8 protein-coding genes are annotated in these 18,943 nt (G+C 34.5%); 3 read left to right on the top strand and 5 right to left on the bottom strand.

From position 1 onward, the window contains the following. Positions 1–362: 362 nt before the first annotated feature. From HNP25_RS20400 to HNP25_RS20385, 4 genes are all read right to left on the bottom strand, one after another. Complete coding sequence (locus HNP25_RS20400) at positions 363–1,466, bottom strand: FecR family protein (RefSeq protein WP_184137403.1); 1,104 nt, start codon at positions 1,464–1,466, stop codon at positions 363–365. Positions 1,467–1,654: 188 nt separating this feature from the next. Next, positions 1,655–2,284 carry an RNA polymerase sigma factor gene (locus tag HNP25_RS20395; protein ID WP_184137400.1) on the bottom strand — a complete coding sequence of 210 codons (630 nt, stop codon included), beginning with the start codon at positions 2,282–2,284 and terminating at the stop codon, positions 1,655–1,657. Positions 2,285–2,762: 478 nt separating this feature from the next. Beyond that, positions 2,763–4,460, bottom strand: a complete 1,698-nt coding sequence (locus tag HNP25_RS20390) for a GH39 family glycosyl hydrolase (RefSeq protein WP_184137398.1) — start codon at positions 4,458–4,460, stop codon at positions 2,763–2,765. 104 nt (positions 4,461–4,564) lie between these two features. Then, positions 4,565–5,119, bottom strand: a complete 555-nt coding sequence (locus HNP25_RS20385) for a helix-turn-helix domain-containing protein (RefSeq protein ID WP_184137396.1) — start codon at positions 5,117–5,119, stop codon at positions 4,565–4,567. A 529-nt stretch (positions 5,120–5,648) separates the two neighbouring features. Between HNP25_RS20385 and katG the strand changes: the two genes are divergently transcribed. Further along, positions 5,649–7,895 carry a catalase/peroxidase HPI gene (gene katG, locus HNP25_RS20380; protein ID WP_184137394.1) on the top strand — a complete coding sequence of 749 codons (2,247 nt, stop codon included), beginning with the start codon at positions 5,649–5,651 and terminating at the stop codon, positions 7,893–7,895. A gap of 84 nt (positions 7,896–7,979) precedes the next feature. Here katG and HNP25_RS20375 read toward each other — a convergent pair whose 3' ends face one another. Beyond that, positions 7,980–9,872: a peptidase U32 family protein gene (locus tag HNP25_RS20375; RefSeq protein ID WP_184137392.1), complete on the bottom strand. Its 1,893-nt coding sequence runs from the start codon at positions 9,870–9,872 to the stop codon at positions 7,980–7,982. A gap of 687 nt (positions 9,873–10,559) precedes the next feature. Between HNP25_RS20375 and HNP25_RS20370 the strand changes: the two genes are divergently transcribed. Both HNP25_RS20370 and HNP25_RS20365 read left to right on the top strand, forming a co-directional pair. Continuing rightward, on the top strand, positions 10,560–11,210 hold the full coding sequence (locus HNP25_RS20370) for a LuxR C-terminal-related transcriptional regulator (RefSeq protein ID WP_184137390.1): 651 nt from the start codon (positions 10,560–10,562) through the stop codon (positions 11,208–11,210). 202 nt (positions 11,211–11,412) lie between these two features. After that, positions 11,413–18,939, top strand: a complete 7,527-nt coding sequence (locus HNP25_RS20365) for a hypothetical protein (protein WP_184137388.1) — start codon at positions 11,413–11,415, stop codon at positions 18,937–18,939. Positions 18,940–18,943: the final 4 nt, after the last annotated feature.

Here is an 18,943-nt window from a genome sequence, read left to right as displayed (position 1 = left end):
CCAACTCTGGAATAAATGCTTTGGGGCATTTGCAAAATGGATAAATATACAAATGTCTTACAATCAAAACTTTAAAGAAATCTTCGGGTAGAGTACGCCAAGGCAACTTGTATTACTGAAATTTTCATAGCAATCAGTAGCATCCTACTGTTTTGTCGATTTTTTTTCATAATTTGGACTGTTTTGTTAATTTTTTACATTTTTAGCATGACAATATTTGCCCACCGCTCTCTCAGAGCGTAGGTAATTCCTAAGGTTTGGCAATGGTGCGAACATTGCTAGACCTTTTTTTGTAATAAAATGTTTACTTTTTCATATTGAGAAATTTTTATAGTTGATTATTATTGGACTGAATATTAAATTTAAAGAGCGTCACAGCCTTGCCCATTAATGAGTATAACCGTTCCTTTGATTTCGTAATTTCCATTAATTGCCGTACAGATAATTTCTAATTGTGTATGCAATGGCTGTCTTCTGATGTCTGCCGTAAACGGACAATCGTATAATTTTTCATTTTCTACTTCAATACGAATACCATAAATCATTGAAATTTTTTCTAAAACTTCCGAAAGTGGTGTATCATGAAATTCAAAAAGATTTGCATTGTCTTGCTCAGCAGCAATTTGTGGTTGAGGATTATCAATTAAGCCCGTTACAAAATGATGTTGCCCTTCATAAAAAGTAACTTTATGATTTGGAGACAGCACAACACCACCATTTGGTTGGGTATTTATTTCAAAAACAGAAACTTTGCCTGTAATTACTTCAACTTGTACATTAGTTTCTTTATTGGGTGCTTTCACAAAAAAGCTTGTTCCTAACACTCTAGTGACAATATCGCCAGCATGTACTAAAAAAGGTTTATTAGGATTTTTTGCAATGTTAAAAAAAGCATCGCCCGTTAAATACACTTCTCTTTTATCTGCTTCAAATTTTACAGGATAACTTACTCTACTATTTTTATAAAGTGTAATCCTACTTCCATCGCTCAATTTTACTAATATTGGTTTTTCGTCATCATTAATTTTTTCAATTAATTGTATTTTAGAAGACGCCACCATTGCTTCATACATCGGAATAGAACTACTTACCTTATTATACTTTTGAAAGAAAAGCCAAGAAAGCCCTAAACCAATAGTCAATACAGCAGCAATTTTTGCCCAATTTGACCATTGCAATCGTTTTGTCTTTACTTTATTTTTTTCTATTAAATCAATTTGCTGAATCTCATCCATCATGACTTTCACATGGCTTTCAACCTTTGAAGATGAGACTTCTTTAAAGGGTTTTACTTTGATGGATAAAATCAAACTTTTCGCATCATGAAGTATTCCCTCTTTAGACGGATTAGCAATTAGCCAAGCCTTCCAGAAAGCATCACTTGCTGCATCGGGATTTTTCGCCCATTGCAAAAAATACTCGTCCAGCAAAAAATCTTCTATTTCAAAATTATGATATTCTTTCATTTCCATATTATCAAACTCAACACACGCTTTATTGATAATATGCAAGTAGCTGGTGATATCTACTGTAATAATTATAAAATTTTACAAAAAAATATAATTATATCTAAGTTAGATATAAGAAATTAGTCATAAAATACTAATATTCAAACTATTAAGTATTTCAAAAAAAATATAAATTAATGACGAAATTATATAATATGCCAAGTATGAAGTAACAAAATACAACTTACATATTCGTTTGGCCACTCTGTTCTGAGTTTACGAAGGGCTTCGTATAATAAATTATAAACCGACTGTCGGTTTACGCTAAGTACTTCTGCAATTTGCTCGTTACTCAGGTTTTGATAGAATTTTAAGTAAACTGCTTCCTTCTGTCTTTTCGGTAATTTATTCAAAAGCATTTCCATTTTTCCGATTTGCTCGCTTGAATGTTCTTGTTCTATTAGTTGTGTTTCTACCGAAAAATCTACCACAAAATGATAATCATCTGAAGCTTCTTCATGTTGAGCAAACCACTTTTTGTACTCTCTAAAAATTCTTCTTCTGAGTGATTTTAATAAATAATACTTCACAAACTCTGTTTCACCAAGTGTTGCTCGACGAAACCAAATTTCCATAAAAACATCTTGAATACAGTCTTTAATATAATCTTCATCAGGCACCAAGCGTATTCCATAACTAAAAAGTACTTTGTAGAAATCAAGCATAAGAGTCTCAAAAGCAGTTTCATCACCACTTTTTATTTTTAACCAAAGCCCAATCGCCTTGACATCTAAAGAGCCTTCATCTAATGGAATATTTTGCTGATAAATTTTCATTAATAGTAACTACGCTTTGATTTAAAGCTTCAGTTGGAGGAGAAATAGTTACTCAAAACTGAGATATTTAATCGTACAGATATAAAATCAAGAGAAATAACGGAGAAAATACTCAATAAAGAACTTTTTAACTTCTAATAAGTTTTTGTTTATCTATGTTTAGCCTGATTTATAAGTAACAAATCTAATTAAAAAAAAATTATAATAATTATTTTCTAATAATAAATAGTATTTATTCCTGTTTTAAGGGGTTGAATGTGTTATTGATACTTTTTTTAAAGATTAATTCGGCAATATTTTACTTTTTCTTTCAATAATCCTATTGATTGTTTAGGCATCAATGTACTGTATTTTATTAATTTTAATACGAAAAGAAAGTACTTATTCTTAATTTTGAGCGAAACATGAAGCATAAAAAAGTTCGACTTGCCCTAAAAGAACAAGTCGAACGAGTGATGAGAAAAAAAGAATACGTTTTTTACCATTTAAAATGTAAAAAAGATACTCCTTGTCTAGGAAGTTTCATTTTGATTTGGGCTTCTCCATTTTTAGGTGCTATCCATTCTGGCGAAGTAAGTAACTGCAATTGTCCTGCTTTTTCGAGTATCGCAATCTGTTCTGCGGTGGGTTGTTTAGGTGAACCCATCGTCTTCCAGACTTCGTAAGCATTGCTATTTTCTTTATCAATACGATAATGCAATAAGGCTACTTTACCAGTTGGTAATCCTTTTATTGATATTTCCACAAGAGCATCTGGTGCAGGCAAATTATCGTCATGATAATTCCAAATCATTATTCCTGCTGAGTTTGCACTTTTAGAAGCCAAAGCATTAATATCAGCAGCTTCTCTTACACTTTTGTCCCTAACTTTTTTGAAATCATAAGCTAAATTCTGCTTTACTTCTACACGATTTCCTTCCATCATTCCAAACATACGAAATACATTTAGTACAGGTTTATCGACACCATTTGTGGCTAAATCTCTGAAACCACGAAACCATGCTTGGTCTTCAAATTCAAATGACCACGAAACTGCACCAAGTAAATTTACACCTCTAGCTTCTGCCAATTCGTATTTTCTAGCAAATGAAGCTGCTGTATAACTAGAATACATTGTTCCGTTACGATAAGCATTTTGCGGATGTAAATCTTCTGAACAAGCAGCACAGCCTTCTGGGTCGGATTCACCAATGATGATTGGCAACTTCTTTAACGTTGGATACGATGCCACAATCTCAAAGCCTTTGTCAAGGTCACGGAGTTGTGTACCCATGTTCATTTGTACATGTCCGTTCACAACCTTTGGTGCACCTTTGGCATGATACGTAATAAAATCAATAGGTGAACCTGTTTTACCTGTAACATAGTTTTTACCTTTAGTGACATGGTCTAAAAAAGTCCTCAAAAAAGTAGCCGACTTATCCCAATCTGGCCCAGTTACTTCTGGCCCGCCGATTTTGGCTGTTGGTAAAGCACGCTTTACGGCATCAGCTGAGTAATCATACAATTTGATATACTCCTCAGTTGTACCTTTCCAGTAACCGATGTTAGGTTCATTCCAAAGTTCCCAATACCAGCTTTCTACCTCTTTTTGTCCATATTTCGCCACAGAATGTTTCACCCATTGATAAACAAGCTCAGCCCATTTATTATAATCTTTGGGTGGATACGCCCATCCTGTATAAATATCGTTGTAATTATCTCCAGGTTTCCAGTAATGACGATAAGGTGTCGGATGGCTCGAAAGTGCTTCTGGCATAAAACCAATCTGAGCTATAGGTTTCATCCCACGTTCGATATAAGTATCAAAAATTTTATCAACAATAGTCCAATCATAAATTGGGTTTCCTTTAGCATCTTCGGTATAAGCATTGGTAGAACCCCACTTCAACGCAGCCGTTCCATCACCCGTAACTAGTAAACTATGAGCTCTTACATAAACGGGTACTTTGCTTAATTGCGAGATTTCCGTCAATAGCTTTTTCCCGTCTTTCATGTACGTATAGTTGGGTTCGTCGTAACCAAACCAAGCCCATATTGGCTTCATAGGAGCTTTTGTCTTAGACAAATCAACCTGAATTGAAACAGGGTTTTGTTCCTGAGCAAATACTGGAGCTGACATCGCCATAAATTGACCTACCAGCAACAGCAATAATGATGTTTTTTTCGAGAGCATTTTATTGATTTAAAAATGTTAATATTTTAATGATTTGGTTGTGTATAATTCTTGATATTCGGCTTTTACTATTTATTGAAAGCAGTAAAATATAAGTACTTTGTCTATACGAAAATATCTAAATAATGTACTTCATCAGAAATTGGCATAATTCCATGCTTTTGCAAACAGTTGAAATATAGGCTGTCACCTGTTTTTAGGTGGTAGTCAATCTCACCGACGGTCATCTTCATTTCCCCACTGATGATATAAATAAATTCTTCTCCTTCGTGTTGTAAAAGATGAGGTTTCACTTCTCCTTTTCGAGCCACGAACAACATCGGTTGCATTTTTTTTTGGTGATATTCTTGTCCAAATGGATAAAAGAAATAACCTTTTTCAGTTTGTCTGAGATTATCTTCTGCTTTTTGCTTAGTTGTGATTATGGCATTTAAAAAAGCTTCGGTTTCTAATAAGCTCGAAATATTAGTTCCCAAAGTATGAGCAATCTTAATCAATGCCGCCACTGAAGGCACAGTTTTATTATTCTCAATTTTCGAAATCATACTTTTCGACAATTCACTGCCATCAGCGACTTCTTGCAAAGTTCTTTTCTGATTCGTCCTTAATATCCGAATGCGGTCTCCGATATTCATTGTATTTGATTCCTCTGTTGCCATAAATTTCAACTTTGTTTACTTTCAATATTACCTTGTTTACTTAAATTCAACAAAGTTGAATACAAATGTATAATTTATAATTCATTAATAATACATTTGTTCTATTATTATTTCAAGTTCTGTTCATAGCTATTCAGGGCAAAAAGGGCATTTTCCCTTTGGCAAAAAATATACAACGTTTATTTTTCGCAGAAAACTTTACTTATATTTTCTTGCTGAAAAAAATATTGGAAAACACGCTTATCATTTTAATTGTTAAAACATTTGAAATAAAAAACTATGAAGTCATCAACTTGCTGATTAGCAATCTCATATATAAAACATTATCCATTTTCACTTTTTGGGAAAATATCGTTATAGTTATTTACTATAATGATATAAAAACTATCAATTTGATTTATAATACTCTTTCTTGTAATTTTGAAGAACAAATATTAAAAATTTAATATATAATCTTTGATATTTTATTTATAACTTAAAAGTATAAAAGCGAAATTCATCATTATAATAGTAATTAAAAAAAATAAAAATGGAACAACACTCATCTTCTAACGCATCACATAGCGGTTCTAATGGAGAAGCAAAATGCCCATTCCATCATGGAGCAGCAGCACCAGTTAAACAAAGTGCTGGTGGCGGTACAAGAAATCAGGACTGGTGGCCAAATCAATTGAGATTGAACATTCTTCGTCAACATTCTTCATTGTCAAACCCAATGGGTAATGATTTTAACTATGCTGAAGAATTCAATTCGCTTGATTTAGCTGTATTGAAGCAAGAAATTTTCGACCTAATGACTACTTCACAAGATTGGTGGCCAGCAGATTATGGTCATTATGGTCCATTTTTTATCCGTATGGCTTGGCACAGTGCAGGTACTTATCGTATCGCTGATGGTCGTGGCGGTGCTGGTGCAGGTACTCAGCGTTTTGCTCCTTTAAATAGCTGGCCAGATAATGGAAACTTAGATAAAGCTCGTTTGTTACTTTGGCCTATCAAACAAAAATATGGTAGAAAAATCTCTTGGGCTGATTTGATGATTTTGGCTGGTAACTGTGCTTTAGAATCAATGGGCTTTAAAACTTTTGGTTTTGGTGGCGGTCGTGAAGATGTGTGGGAACCAGAAGAAGATATTTATTGGGGAACAGAAGGTAAATGGTTGGATGACAAACGTTATTCTGGCGAACGTGAATTAGAAAATCCACTTGCAGCCGTACAAATGGGACTTATCTATGTAAATCCAGAAGGACCAAATGGAAATCCAGACCCACTTGCAGCTGCTCGTGATATTCGTGAAACATTTGGTAGAATGGCGATGAACGATGAAGAAACTGTTGCTTTAATTGCTGGTGGACATACTTTTGGAAAAGCACACGGTGCTGCCGACCCAAGTAAATATGTTGGAGCAGAGCCTGCTGCTGCAAGCATTGAAGAACAAGGTTTAGGTTGGAAAAACACTTATGGTACTGGAAACGCAGGCTATACAATTACAAGTGGTTTGGAAGGTGCTTGGACAACAACACCAACAAAATGGAGTAATAATTATTTCTGGAACTTATTCGGTTACGAATGGGAATTAACTAAAAGCCCAGCAGGAGCTCATCAATGGATTCCAAAACATGGCATGGGTGCTGGTACTGTTCCTGATGCACATGACCCATCGAAACGCCACACTCCAATCATGTTTACAACGGATATTGCTTTGAGAATGGATCCAATCTATGAGCCAATTTCAAGACGTTTCTTTGAAAATCCTGATCAATTTGCTGACGCTTTTGCTCGTGCATGGTTTAAATTAACACACCGTGACATGGGACCAAAAGTGCTTTACTTAGGAAATGAAGTACCAACAGAAGAATTAATTTGGCAAGACCCAGTTCCAGCGGTTACGCATGAATTGATTGATGCTGAAGACGTTGCGGCTTTGAAAGCTAATATTTTAGCCTCAGGATTATCAATCGCTGAATTAGTTTCAACGGCTTGGGCTTCGGCTTCTACTTTCCGTGGTTCAGATAAACGTGGTGGGGCAAATGGTGCTCGTGTTCGTTTAGCTCCGCAAAAAGATTGGGCAGTAAACAACCCAACTCAATTAGCGAAAGTACTTCAAACACTTGAAAGTATTCAAGGTGAATTTAATGATATTCAAACTGGTGCGAAAAAAGTTTCAATAGCTGACCTAATCGTTTTGGGCGGTTGTGCGGGTATCGAACAAGCTGCTAAAAATGCTGGTTATGAAATTACTGTGCCATTTACAGCGGGTCGTACAGATGCTTCACAAGAACAAACTGATGTAGAATCATTTGCAGTACTTGAGCCGAATGCAGATGGTTTCCGTAACTATACAAAGACAAAATATACTATTTCAGAAGAAGAAATGTTGGTTGATAAAGCACAATTAATGACCCTCACAGTTCCTGAAATGACAGTACTTGTTGGTGGTATGCGTGTATTGGATACAAATTTCGACCATTCTCAACATGGAGTATTTACCAAAAATAGCGGAGTATTAACAAACGATTTCTTCTTAAACTTACTTGATTTAGGTACTACTTGGAGAGCCAATTCTGACTCACAAGATGTATTTGAAGGTCGTAATCGTTTTACTGGTGAACTTAAATGGAAAGGTACTCGTGCAGATTTAATTTTTGGTTCAAACTCAGAACTTAGAGCGATTGCTGAAGTTTATGGATGCACTGATTCTCAAGAAAAATTCGTGAAGGATTTTGTTGCGGCTTGGACTAAAGTAATGAATCTTGACCGTTTTGATGTAGTTTAGTACATAGATTTCCGTAACACGAGTTTCCAACTTATTATTACTTGACGAGTTGGAAACTCGTGCTACGGAAATTATTATTTTAGATTAATATTTTCTGGGAACATAACCCAACTGTTCGTCTTCGTCTTCAAACTCTAATTCAGCGTCTTTTTCCCAAATTTCCATTTCGCAAGGCTTGCAATTGAATTTCAATTTGTACTCATTTTCACCATGTTTTAGCGTTAATGGTTCAACTAATTTTTCGCCCATAGTATCACGCTGGAATCTGGCACATTTGCCTAATTCGTATTTTACGCAATATTTGGTGGTCATTACTCTTGCTTTTCCTGGATCCCATTGCAATTCAAAAGCTTTTTCAATTTCAGTTACGCCATGTCTTTTATAAAAAGCTCTCGCCATTTTATTAGACACATTGTACATAAAATCAAGCTTTTGTACAGGATATGGGTGGTCAGTCTTTTGAATTTGGTATTCTTCTCTATGATATTCTTTTATACGAATGTCAACCAATTGTTCTAAAACCTCTCTTCTAATTTCGTTTACTTTTGAAATCGGCAAGAACCAATTATTGGATAATTCAACTTCGATTTCATCAACAATAAAAGGCGTATTGCCTGTTTTAGCCAGATTCTTTTTGATATTCGGAATTACTGATTCCTGACTTTTGGCTAATTCTTTAGTAGTTTGGAAAGAAACAATATTTTGATGTCCGTCTTCGTCAATAGCTAATAATTGAAAACCATCGGCTGTTTCAGTGAATTTCAGCGAAACGCCAATTTTACGTACTGCACTGTTTTCTTTTTCAACCATTTTGTTGAATTCAGCATCAGAATTTCGATAAATTTCTGTGCCAACTGCTAATGGTTTAAAAGTATTCGGGATAGCAATATTATTGAAAATGATGTTGATTTGAGCACCGTCAGCTTCCCCATTTTCATTCACAAAATACAAGCCATCGCCATTGTTTAACATTTCATAATTCTCGATAACATATCCGTTTGCTTTGATTTCCAATACTTTACCAATGTATTGTCCCTTCGACTTCGGACTTTCCCAAGAACCAATTTTTTCTTTGCGTTTATTCACGAAGTATGCCGTGTAGCCACGATTGAAACTTCTATCCATTTCTGGTTCAAAATTATAGAAGGTTCTACCAGAAGAAGCTTTTTCGTATTTTTCGTTTCCTTCCAAGAAACTATCTAATCTTTGACGCAAATAAGAAGTATTATTTTTTACGTAAACGATGTCCTTTAAACGTCCTTCAATTTTGAAAGAAGTAACGCCAGCTTCAATTAAATTCGGAAGTTGGTCGCTTAAATCTAAATCTTTAATCGACAATAAATGACTATTCGCAATCAAGGTTTTGCCAGTTCCGTCAATTAATTGGTAAGGCAAACGACAGTTTTGTGCACAAGAACCACGGTTAGCACTGCGTTCGCCATTGGCAACACTCATATAACAGTTACCACTAAAGGCAACACACAAAGCTCCCGAAACAAAAAATTCTAATTCTACATCCGTCGCTTCACTGATTTCTCTAACTTGGTCCAAGTTTAATTCTCTTGCCAAGACGACACGCTTCATACCCGCATCATGCAAGAATTTTACGTGTTGAGCATCTCTGTTATTGGCTTGCGTACTTGCATGAATCACGATAGGCGGTAAATCCATTTCCATAATCGCCATATCTTGAATAATCAAGGCATCAACGCCAATATCGTACAACTCATAAATGAGTTTTTTACATTGCTCTAATTCATTATCGTACAAGATTGTATTAATCACAACAAATACTTTTGCCTTAAACAAATGGGCATATTTTACCATTTCTGCTACATCTTCTACAGAATTGGTAGCATTAGAACGAGCCCCAAAATGGTGAGCCCCCATATATACAGCATCTGCACCCGCATTGATGGCGGCCATCCCTTGATAAAGGTTTTTGGCGGGAGCAAGAATTTCAACTTTCTTTTTCATACGACAGTAACGTACTATGTTTTAATGATAATTGCAATAAACCGCAAAGTTAAGACATTATACTATAAAATTGGCTTATCGTTCAAATTAGCTTTCGTTTTAGAAAAGAGTTCTTGAAGTAATTAATTGCTCCCTCAAGTATTCTACAGAAAAGCTCGAAATGAATGAGCCAAATAAAACATCTCAAATATTTGTCTCTGAAAATCAACCTCTCACTTTCTCAAATAAGTTAAATCAGCTATTGCTACCTTTTAGCCATAGAAGTAGATGAATTTTCAATCTTTAATAAATTGTTATCTCCCTTACAATTCTTCATTTCGATATTACTGCATCAATATTTTCGCTTCCTGTTGCTAAGGTTGCAAGAGATTCCCCGAAGGTGCAATTTTAAACTAACACATCTTCCAATCATATCATTTTCTATTGTTTTGTGTACATTAGGACTTTTTCACATTGATACAAACTATATCAATACCAAGTCTGAGTGATAACTTTATCCTGTGTTTTAAGAATACAAGTACTAAACGCTTAAATTATGTTTCTTTTACCGTTTAATAAAAATTGGAGTCCTCAATTATTTTGTAACAACTTATTTTATACTTTTGACATATCTAAACTTTATCAAAAGTTAATTGATTATTTTATGTCTAATAAAAACAAAACACCCAATATCAAATTATTTTAAATATGGACCACTTATATACACCCTCTCTTATGATTGCTTCCAATAACTTGCTAATGGCGGAGTTAATGCAAAAAATGTCTAATGATGTTATGATTAAAATTACCTCAATCATAACTGACGGCTCTAAACTTTTAGAAAAGATAGCTGAAAATAGTCCTAATTATGTATTAATTGATTCTGAGCTTAATGATTGCAAGGGGGTAGAAATTTTTAAGAAAATTGAGCAAATTCCAACTACGACTAGAGTCATTATTTATTCCTTTTCTCAAGAAGCTAATTACTTAAAATGTTATCTTTCATCCAAGGCTATTGCTTATATACAGAATGGCTGTAGTCTATCTGAATTTCAGACATGTTTAGGAAATGTTCTTAATGGAAAGAGAGTCATTTTGTCCAATGTTGACTCAAATATGAAAGAAAGGGTTAATCATAGAGAAGTTCCTCAGTATGACTTTAGTTTACTTACAGAAAGAGAAAAAGCCATTTGGAATCTTATTATTCAAGAAATGACAGAGAGAGAAATTGCGAATAAACTTATTATTAGTATTAATACTGTACGAACGCACAAAAGTAATATTTCAAAGAAAATAGGAATTAAAAGTAAGAAGAGACTGACAAGAATTGCAGCCAGTAGCGCTATTGCGTATATTTAATAGCGTTATACTACTTTTGCATGATATGCTTATTGTAAAATCATACTTTTGAGTGATTTTACAATAAGATAAGACTCAGTATATTTGTATGGAAATAAGGTTTAACTGATATTCAGGAAAATAACGAATACTCAAACGCAATATTATACAGACAATTTAACTTTCTTAAAATCTATAAACCATTCACTGTTAATACAATACCATGAAACAACTCTACATTAAGGTTTTATTTCTCATTATTTTTGTAATAATTAAGCCCATAGCTATAGTCACTGGCAATAGTTCGAATAATCTTAACTTATCACTTTTTTCAGTAAAAGAAGATAAAACAGAAGTAAGTAAAACGAATTCAAAAGGAAAAGAAGCTAATCCAAAAAAAAAGGTATTAGCACCTAAAGTAGTAGAAAAAAAGAGACCCCTTAAAGCTCCCTCCCTTTTAGCTCCCAAACCATTAAATCTAGGATCTACTAATACCCAATTTAGTCATTTACTTGGTCCTGACCCATTTATGTTTACAATCACTTCCTCTAAAGAAAGTGTAAATATTGGGGAAGAATTTGAACTCTCTGTACGGGTAAGCTGGCTAGACTTTGGTATTAATAACGGTGTTCGCTTTCTACCTGAATGGTATAAATATACCCTTAAAGTAGTAATGCCAGATGGTTTTGTTCAAACTGGTGGAAATTATGAAGATTACTGTACAACACCTGTAAATGCTGAAAACCCAACAGCCACTTTTACGATAAAAGGACATTTTGAATTTAAGCCCCAAGAACCAACTTTCAAAGTTTTAAGAGGTTTTGAAGGAGCTAATGAAAAAAGTGAATTTATTTGGAAGGGGGAGAAAAGGATAGCTTTACTAAGTTATACTAAAAGCTACAGTAATGAATATCAAAATGATATAAGAAAAAACCAAAAGGTAAGTTCTGATAATTGTGAAGTTATTCCAAAAATAACACCTGCTTCTACATCAATAGGCTGTGCAGTAGATAAAAATAGAATCTACGATAATAAGTTTGGGTTATCTGTGGTAAATAAAAATGTTGTTTGTGAGAATGGTAAAGTAGCGAAAAGAACTTATGATATTAAACTGAAGAATTTTTCTGTTACTAAAATTTCTACAATAAGAGTTCTATTGCATGGTCAATCCACTGATGAATGCTATGGAACTAGTTTCAGTAGCATAGGAACGAAAATTCGACATTACCTAACTGAACCGTTTACCCTTGATACAGGTAAATGTTATTCTACGTCTATTGAAGTGCCTATGAAAGATTTTAAAGACATAGAAACAGAGATAAGCAAACATTATCTTCATGCCCATATACTCTTTAAAACTACCGATAATGATAATATTATTAATTTAGATCTTAATAGTAACTATAAATTCGAAGGAGTTGTCTTACTTAAACCAGTAATCTCAAAAGAGGGGAATATACTAACTGTTACAAATTGTGCAGGAACAGTAACTTGGAATAATAGTATGACTGGTAATCCAATGACATTTACTCCTACAGTAGCAACAAATTATAAAGCAAAATGCACTCAAGATGGATGTAGCAGTGATGAATGGTCAGATGAAATCAACATAAATCCTTGTGATAGTTTTGGAGAATCATTACCCTTAATAATTGGAGCAAATGAGGGATGCAAACAGATAGTTTTATCTTCTAATATTGTTGGGTCGGGCTACACCTATCAGTGGAAAAAAGATGGTATAAACATTTCAGGTGCAACACTAAAAGACTTCACCGCAACTAGTAGTGGTACATATACATTATCTGTTACGAAATCAGGTTGTACCAAAATATCATCTGCGAAAAGTGTAATTATTACTACACCTTCCACTCCAACTATTTCTGGGAGTCAAACAATAACAGAGACCGTAAAAACGGCTACCCTCACAGCTTCAGGCTGTACAGGAAGTATTATTTGGAATGATGAATTATCATCTCAAGGCGAAAGTATTACTGTTTCTCCTAATACAACTAAAACATACGCAGCTAAGTGTAAAATAGGGAACTGTGATAGCCCTTGGTCATCAACTGTAACTGTAACAGTATGTAATGTTGAAGCACCTAAAGTAAATAGTCCCATTGAGTACACCAAAAATGCTCAAGCTACTGCATTAACAGCAACAGCTTTGACGGGTGCTAGTCTTAAATGGTATAGTGCAGAGCAGCTACTATCTACAGCTCCCATACCCAATACATCATCTGTTGGTTCAACTAACTATTTTGTAAGTCAAGTAATTAATGGCTGTGAAAGTAACAAGGCAAAAATAACGGTCAATGTAGGTGATTTCCCCCCACTATCAAATCCAAGTATTTCAAAGATAGACAGCATGTGTTCAGTTACTTTAAAAGCAAATACAAGCGAGTCAGGGGTAAATTATACATGGAGCTATTCAGCAAATAATGCAAATAACTATGAGGTAAAAAGTGGTATAAATACTTCTTCCTATACTACATCAATTACAGGATACTATAAAGTAGAAATAACTAAAGATAATTATAAACCTGCTACTTCAAATTCAATATACATAAGTACTATTTCAAAAACAACGACTCCTTCTACACAAGGTTCCACTACTATAAATAGAGGCGAAAGTACTAATATTTCAGCATCTGGCTGTGGTGGTGGTATTATCAGTTGGTACAATACATTAAACCTTTCATATATTATTGATAGTGATTCAAGTTTAAGGGTTGCTCCAGCAGTTACAACTACTTATTATGCTAAATGTACTGTTAATGGTTGTGAAAGTGATTTGTCCAGCCCTGTAGAAATAAAGGTCAAGCAGCCTTGTGATATTGATATTGCAAAACCTATAATAACTTCTAATAGGTTACAACTTGATGAACAAAACCCAACTGCTGAACTTACAGCCAATGGTTGTTCTTACACAGTTCAGTGGTATAAATCTGATGGTAATTATATAGCAGATGGAATGAAATTATACAACGTAGGAGTTGGAACGTATTACGCTAAATGTATAAATCGTTGTCCAGATGGAATGGTTGCTGAAATGAATTCGGATCATATTAATATTACTAAAGTATCTTGTCCAACCACAGGTTATTGGCCAACTATTACAAACAATTCAACTGAGCAAATAGGAGATGAAACTTTTTGTACCAGTGGTACGGTTAGGCTATCGGTTACAGGTTGTTTAGATAATAGTAAAGCCAAATGGTATGGAACTAATGGAAACGATTTAGGAACTGGAAGCACTTATACTGAAACTATTAATTCAAACCAAACTTTTGCGGTATCATGTGAAAATCATTGTAAGCCTTCCGAAAGACTAGGTTGGGAAACAATTAATTTTACAGTAATACCTTATGACCTTTGTAAAGTCCCTAATCCTCAAATCATAAACAATACTCCTGGAAGAGTTACGGAGTTTTGTGGTAATGGGCAATTTTCTGTCTCTGCGAGTGGTTGTCCTGATGGAAATAGAGTAAAATGGTGGGTAGGTGATGGTAGTACTGTTCAAGGGTCGGATTATGTTGCCAACATAACAACTACAACATGGGTAAGCTTTAGATGTATTAGCCCAGTTTCAGGCGATTTAATAGGACCAGAGAAATATATAATTTTTACAGTTAAATCCTTCTCTGATTGTAATTACGCTCCAGCTATTATCAACAACACACCAGGTAAAAAAACTATTTTTTGTACAAAAGGGTGGATAGATTTAACAGTGACAGGTTGCCCTAATAATAATCTTGTGCGGTGGTATGCAGATGGAACCGAACTTACAGGCGGAATAGGGTCAACTCTTAGAGGTACTATTACTCGTACCTCAAAAATAGGCATTACTTGTTTAAACCCAAATGACAATACAGACTTTGGATGGAATGAAATTACATTTAAAGTCGATAACTCTGGCTGTGACCCTAACAACCCAACCATTATTAATAATACTAGTCATGGATATAATAAATTTTGTAAAAAAGGCTGGGTAAGTCTTGAGGTAGATGGTTGTCCAGATAATAGTAAAGCCAAATGGTATAAAGATAACATCTTTATTAAACAATCTGCCATTTACAAGGAAGTCATTAACCAGACAGCTACCTATAAAGTTACTTGTGAAAACCCTTTATATGAGAGTTCGTATAGCGAAATAAAATTTGATATATTGACAAACGGTGATTGCTATATTCCATCAATCGTTAATTTAACGCCAAATGGTCAGACTGATTTTTGTGGTTCAGGAACTTTAAAATTAATGATGACTGGCTGTAATACCAATTATCCTCCTGCCTTTGAAGAACATGTAGATGGAAAACCTGGAAGAAGTATTGGGGGGACATGGGAAATGATTGATGGAGTAAATACCTCCGTCCTAAATTATAATGCTACAGAAAGTGGATATATAAAAGTTATTTGTAGAACCAATGAAAGTCAGAATGATTATATATGGGCAAGTCAGCAAATTATAAGATTCAATGTAAACCCTGTTCCTAGTATCTCAGCTACTAATACTCCTGCTTGTGTTGGCTCTCAGTTTTCTCTAAATACTATTGTCCCTAACTTATCAATAAATACTGGAGAAATAAAATTTGAATGGACTAATGCTAACAATGTTGCAATAGGTAGCCTACAAAATATTTCTCTACTAGCAGACAATTCAACACCAACAACTTATAATGTTAAATTTACTAACAATAAAGGATGTTCTGCTACTGCAAGTACTACGGTAACTAATTATGCAAAACCGACAGTTTCGGTAAGTAATAGCTCTATTACCCAGTGTGCGGGCACAATTCTTAATCTTAATTCAAACGCTACGGTAGGTTCGGGTAAAGCAACTGTGCAAGTAAAGTTGGAAGAGAATCTAACAAACGTCGATAGGAGTGTTGTATTAAGTATCAGTGGTTCTATGAATCCGACTCCAACATCTGTTACGATTACACAAAAAGGAAAAACAAATACAACCTGTATAACCTGTCTAAATAATAATATAACAGATGGACAAATAATTGGATATAGAGATATAAATCAGCCAAATCAAAAAGCTATAATTAAAATTGAAAATGGATGTGCTAAAGCGTGGTGGAGTGATTTTGATGAAAATGTTCACCCAGACTGGATTCCATTACTAAAAAACAAAACATTACCAGACTCTATTCTACGAAGCTGTATCAATTTTTATGGATTTAATAACTGTGCTAATAATAAAGGCTGTAACCAAGGAAGTACAAGCGGTATAACTAATTTTTCTTCAGCTGGCGGAATTACCTCGTTTGAGATCACACTACCTTCTGTAAATGGAACTTGGTCAGTCACAAAACAAACTGGTAGTGATAAAAACTGGCTTTCATTTGTCAATGCTGTATCAGGATCAACAAGCATCACAGGCGGTGGTGGTTTAAATTATAATTGGACTAAGGGAACCACCTTCAAGTCAAGCCTTCAAAACCCTAGCATTTCTAATATTCAAGCTGCTGATGCAGGAACTTATAAAGTTGAAGTAACAGACATCAGAAACTGTGTAGGTTCAGCAAATGTGAATGTTGTGGTAGATGCTCTTCCAAATGCAACAGTTTCTAATACAACACCAACAACTTTTTGTCAAGGTAATAGCGTGGTATTAAGTGCAGTCTCTGGTCTGACTGCTTATCAGTGGAAAAAAGATGGCACTAATATTTCTGGTGCAACAGCTCAAACTTATACTGCTAACGCATCGGGAACTTATACTGTTCAGGTTACAAATAATAAAAACTGTTCTGCTACAAGCAATGGAGCTGCTACGGGTAAAGTTGTATTGGTTAATCCTAAACCAAACCTTGCTTTAGCAGGAACAAGTAAGGTGTGTTATGGACAAAGCATAAATATTTTAGCATCAGGAGCAACTACCTATGCCTGGACTGGTCCTAATAGTTTTACTTCATCAAGTGCTAATCCTATTATTAATGCTGCAACAACTTCTTCTTCTGGAACATATAACCTTGTAGGTACAAGCTCAGCAGGTTGTACCAGCACAAGTAGCTTTGTAGCTACAGTACTGGCTAACCCTGTAATAACTGTAACAAGTAATAGCCCTGTTGATGGTCTCACAACTGGGGAAACTTTGAATCTAAATTATGCCTCAAATCCTTCTATTACACCTATTTCACATAAATGGACTTTTAATACTGACACTGTTACTTTAGGTAGGAATGCGACTCAAACTATAGCCAATGTTTATGAACCTCAAGGCGGTACATATAAAATTGTAATAGAGCATGATGCCGACTTGAAATGCAAAGCTTATGGCTCGCTTTTAGTTAAGATAAAGCCTTTTGTGTGTAAAATAAAAGCGCTAACTACACCAATATGTTATATCTCCGAAAACAAGCGTTGGGCAAAGCTTAGTGTTTCAATAAGTAACCGTACTAAAAGTTGGACTGGCTATGCTGAAATAAAAAGGATAAAAGATGCAGATGGTAATCCTGTTACTGATGTGGCTCTTCCATTAATTACTTGGTCTGGAACAGATGCCCTTACTCTACCAACAACAAAAATTTATGATAAAATTTTGGATGGCGATTATCAAATAAAAGTGTTAGAGAAACGAAATGATCAAGCCGTCAACAGCAATGAAAAATGTATGCCTACTGATACAATTATTAGTGTTGGCTGTCAGAAGAAGTGTAAAGCACCAGAACATTATGCTAATTGTGGAATTAATCCGACCCCAGATTTATCTCAAGAAATCATGAAAGAAGTTATTGCCTCTGGTGATACAATTATCGCAGGTGATTTCGAGATTATTGTTGGAGACGTTACTAAAACGGCAGACTATACTTTCAAAGGCTTAGGATATATTAAACTTCCTTATCTCAATTTTGTGAAAGTGAAAATGGTTTTTGAAAATGCAAAAGTTAACGAGTGCAATTATTTGGTAGCAGGCAAAGCCATTTCCACTTATGATCCTAATTGGGGTGGTGTTGTTAACCCAGGAGGAGTTGTGGAAGATGCAGTGACTTTATATAAAGAAGTGGTAGAAATATCAAAAGCCATAGCAAATGTTAACTTTGGCACACTCGAAGAAAGAAGGGGTAAAGCTATTGCCAAACAATTAATTAATTCTGAAAATGATTTACCAACAAAATTGGTAGAAGAAAAAAATACTTTAGCAAATAGGCTTGTTGACATTCAAAAAAATTGCAATAATGGCACTTTTACTTCTGCCCAATGCGATTCTGCGGGTGCTGTATTAAAACAAGACCAACAAGCATGGCAACAACAAACAAATAAATATAAGGACGATTGGGTTAGAATTGTAACCCAAACCCTTAAAGAAATTCAGGATACTTCAATCATTAAAAAGCCGTCTTTATTAAGCTTGAGAAATACCAAAGGCTCTGCATTGGGTTTCGATGCAAATTCAGTAGGTACACAAACAATATTAAATGAAGCTATTTTTGCGGAAGAAACAGAAAGCTCTCCGTCAACAATAGTTGATTCAAAAGCATTCGACTATTATAGTGCAGAAATGAACTATAATGAGGCTTTAATTCAAGATTATTTCACCTCAGCTATTAAGAGTTCAAGACAAAGTGCCATTGATCTAGCTAATCGATTAAAAGCAAATGGCAATACGCAAAAAATGGCAGATTTTGTATATAATGAATTGAATAAGAATAAGCCAGATAGGGATATTGTCAATAATGTAAAACCTATAATCAAAGAGGAAATAAAAAATATTCTAATCCAAAAAGTGTATAATAAAAAGTAGTCTA

It is taken from the genome of Arcicella rosea, assembly GCF_014204325.1.
Taxonomy (GTDB): domain Bacteria; phylum Bacteroidota; class Bacteroidia; order Cytophagales; family Spirosomataceae; genus Arcicella; species Arcicella rosea_A.
Note: the sequence above shows the minus strand (reverse complement) of the source record. Positions and strands in the feature narration are given on the sequence as shown.

Bases quoted from the DNA above. Each gene is read 5' to 3' on its own strand.
- HNP25_RS20400 (WP_184137403.1), bottom strand. From the start codon at position 1,466: ATGAAAGAATATCATAATTTTGAAATAGAAGATTTTTTGCTGGACGAG.
- HNP25_RS20395 (WP_184137400.1), bottom strand. From the start codon at position 2,284: ATGAAAATTTATCAGCAAAATATTCCATTAGATGAAGGCTCTTTAGAT.
- HNP25_RS20390 (WP_184137398.1), bottom strand. From the start codon at position 4,460: ATGCTCTCGAAAAAAACATCATTATTGCTGTTGCTGGTAGGTCAATTT.
- HNP25_RS20385 (WP_184137396.1), bottom strand. From the start codon at position 5,119: ATGGCAACAGAGGAATCAAATACAATGAATATCGGAGACCGCATTCGG.
- katG (WP_184137394.1), top strand. From the start codon at position 5,649: ATGGAACAACACTCATCTTCTAACGCATCACATAGCGGTTCTAATGGA.
- HNP25_RS20375 (WP_184137392.1), bottom strand. From the start codon at position 9,872: ATGAAAAAGAAAGTTGAAATTCTTGCTCCCGCCAAAAACCTTTATCAA.
- HNP25_RS20370 (WP_184137390.1), top strand. From the start codon at position 10,560: ATGGACCACTTATATACACCCTCTCTTATGATTGCTTCCAATAACTTG.
- HNP25_RS20365 (WP_184137388.1), top strand. From the start codon at position 11,413: ATGAAACAACTCTACATTAAGGTTTTATTTCTCATTATTTTTGTAATA.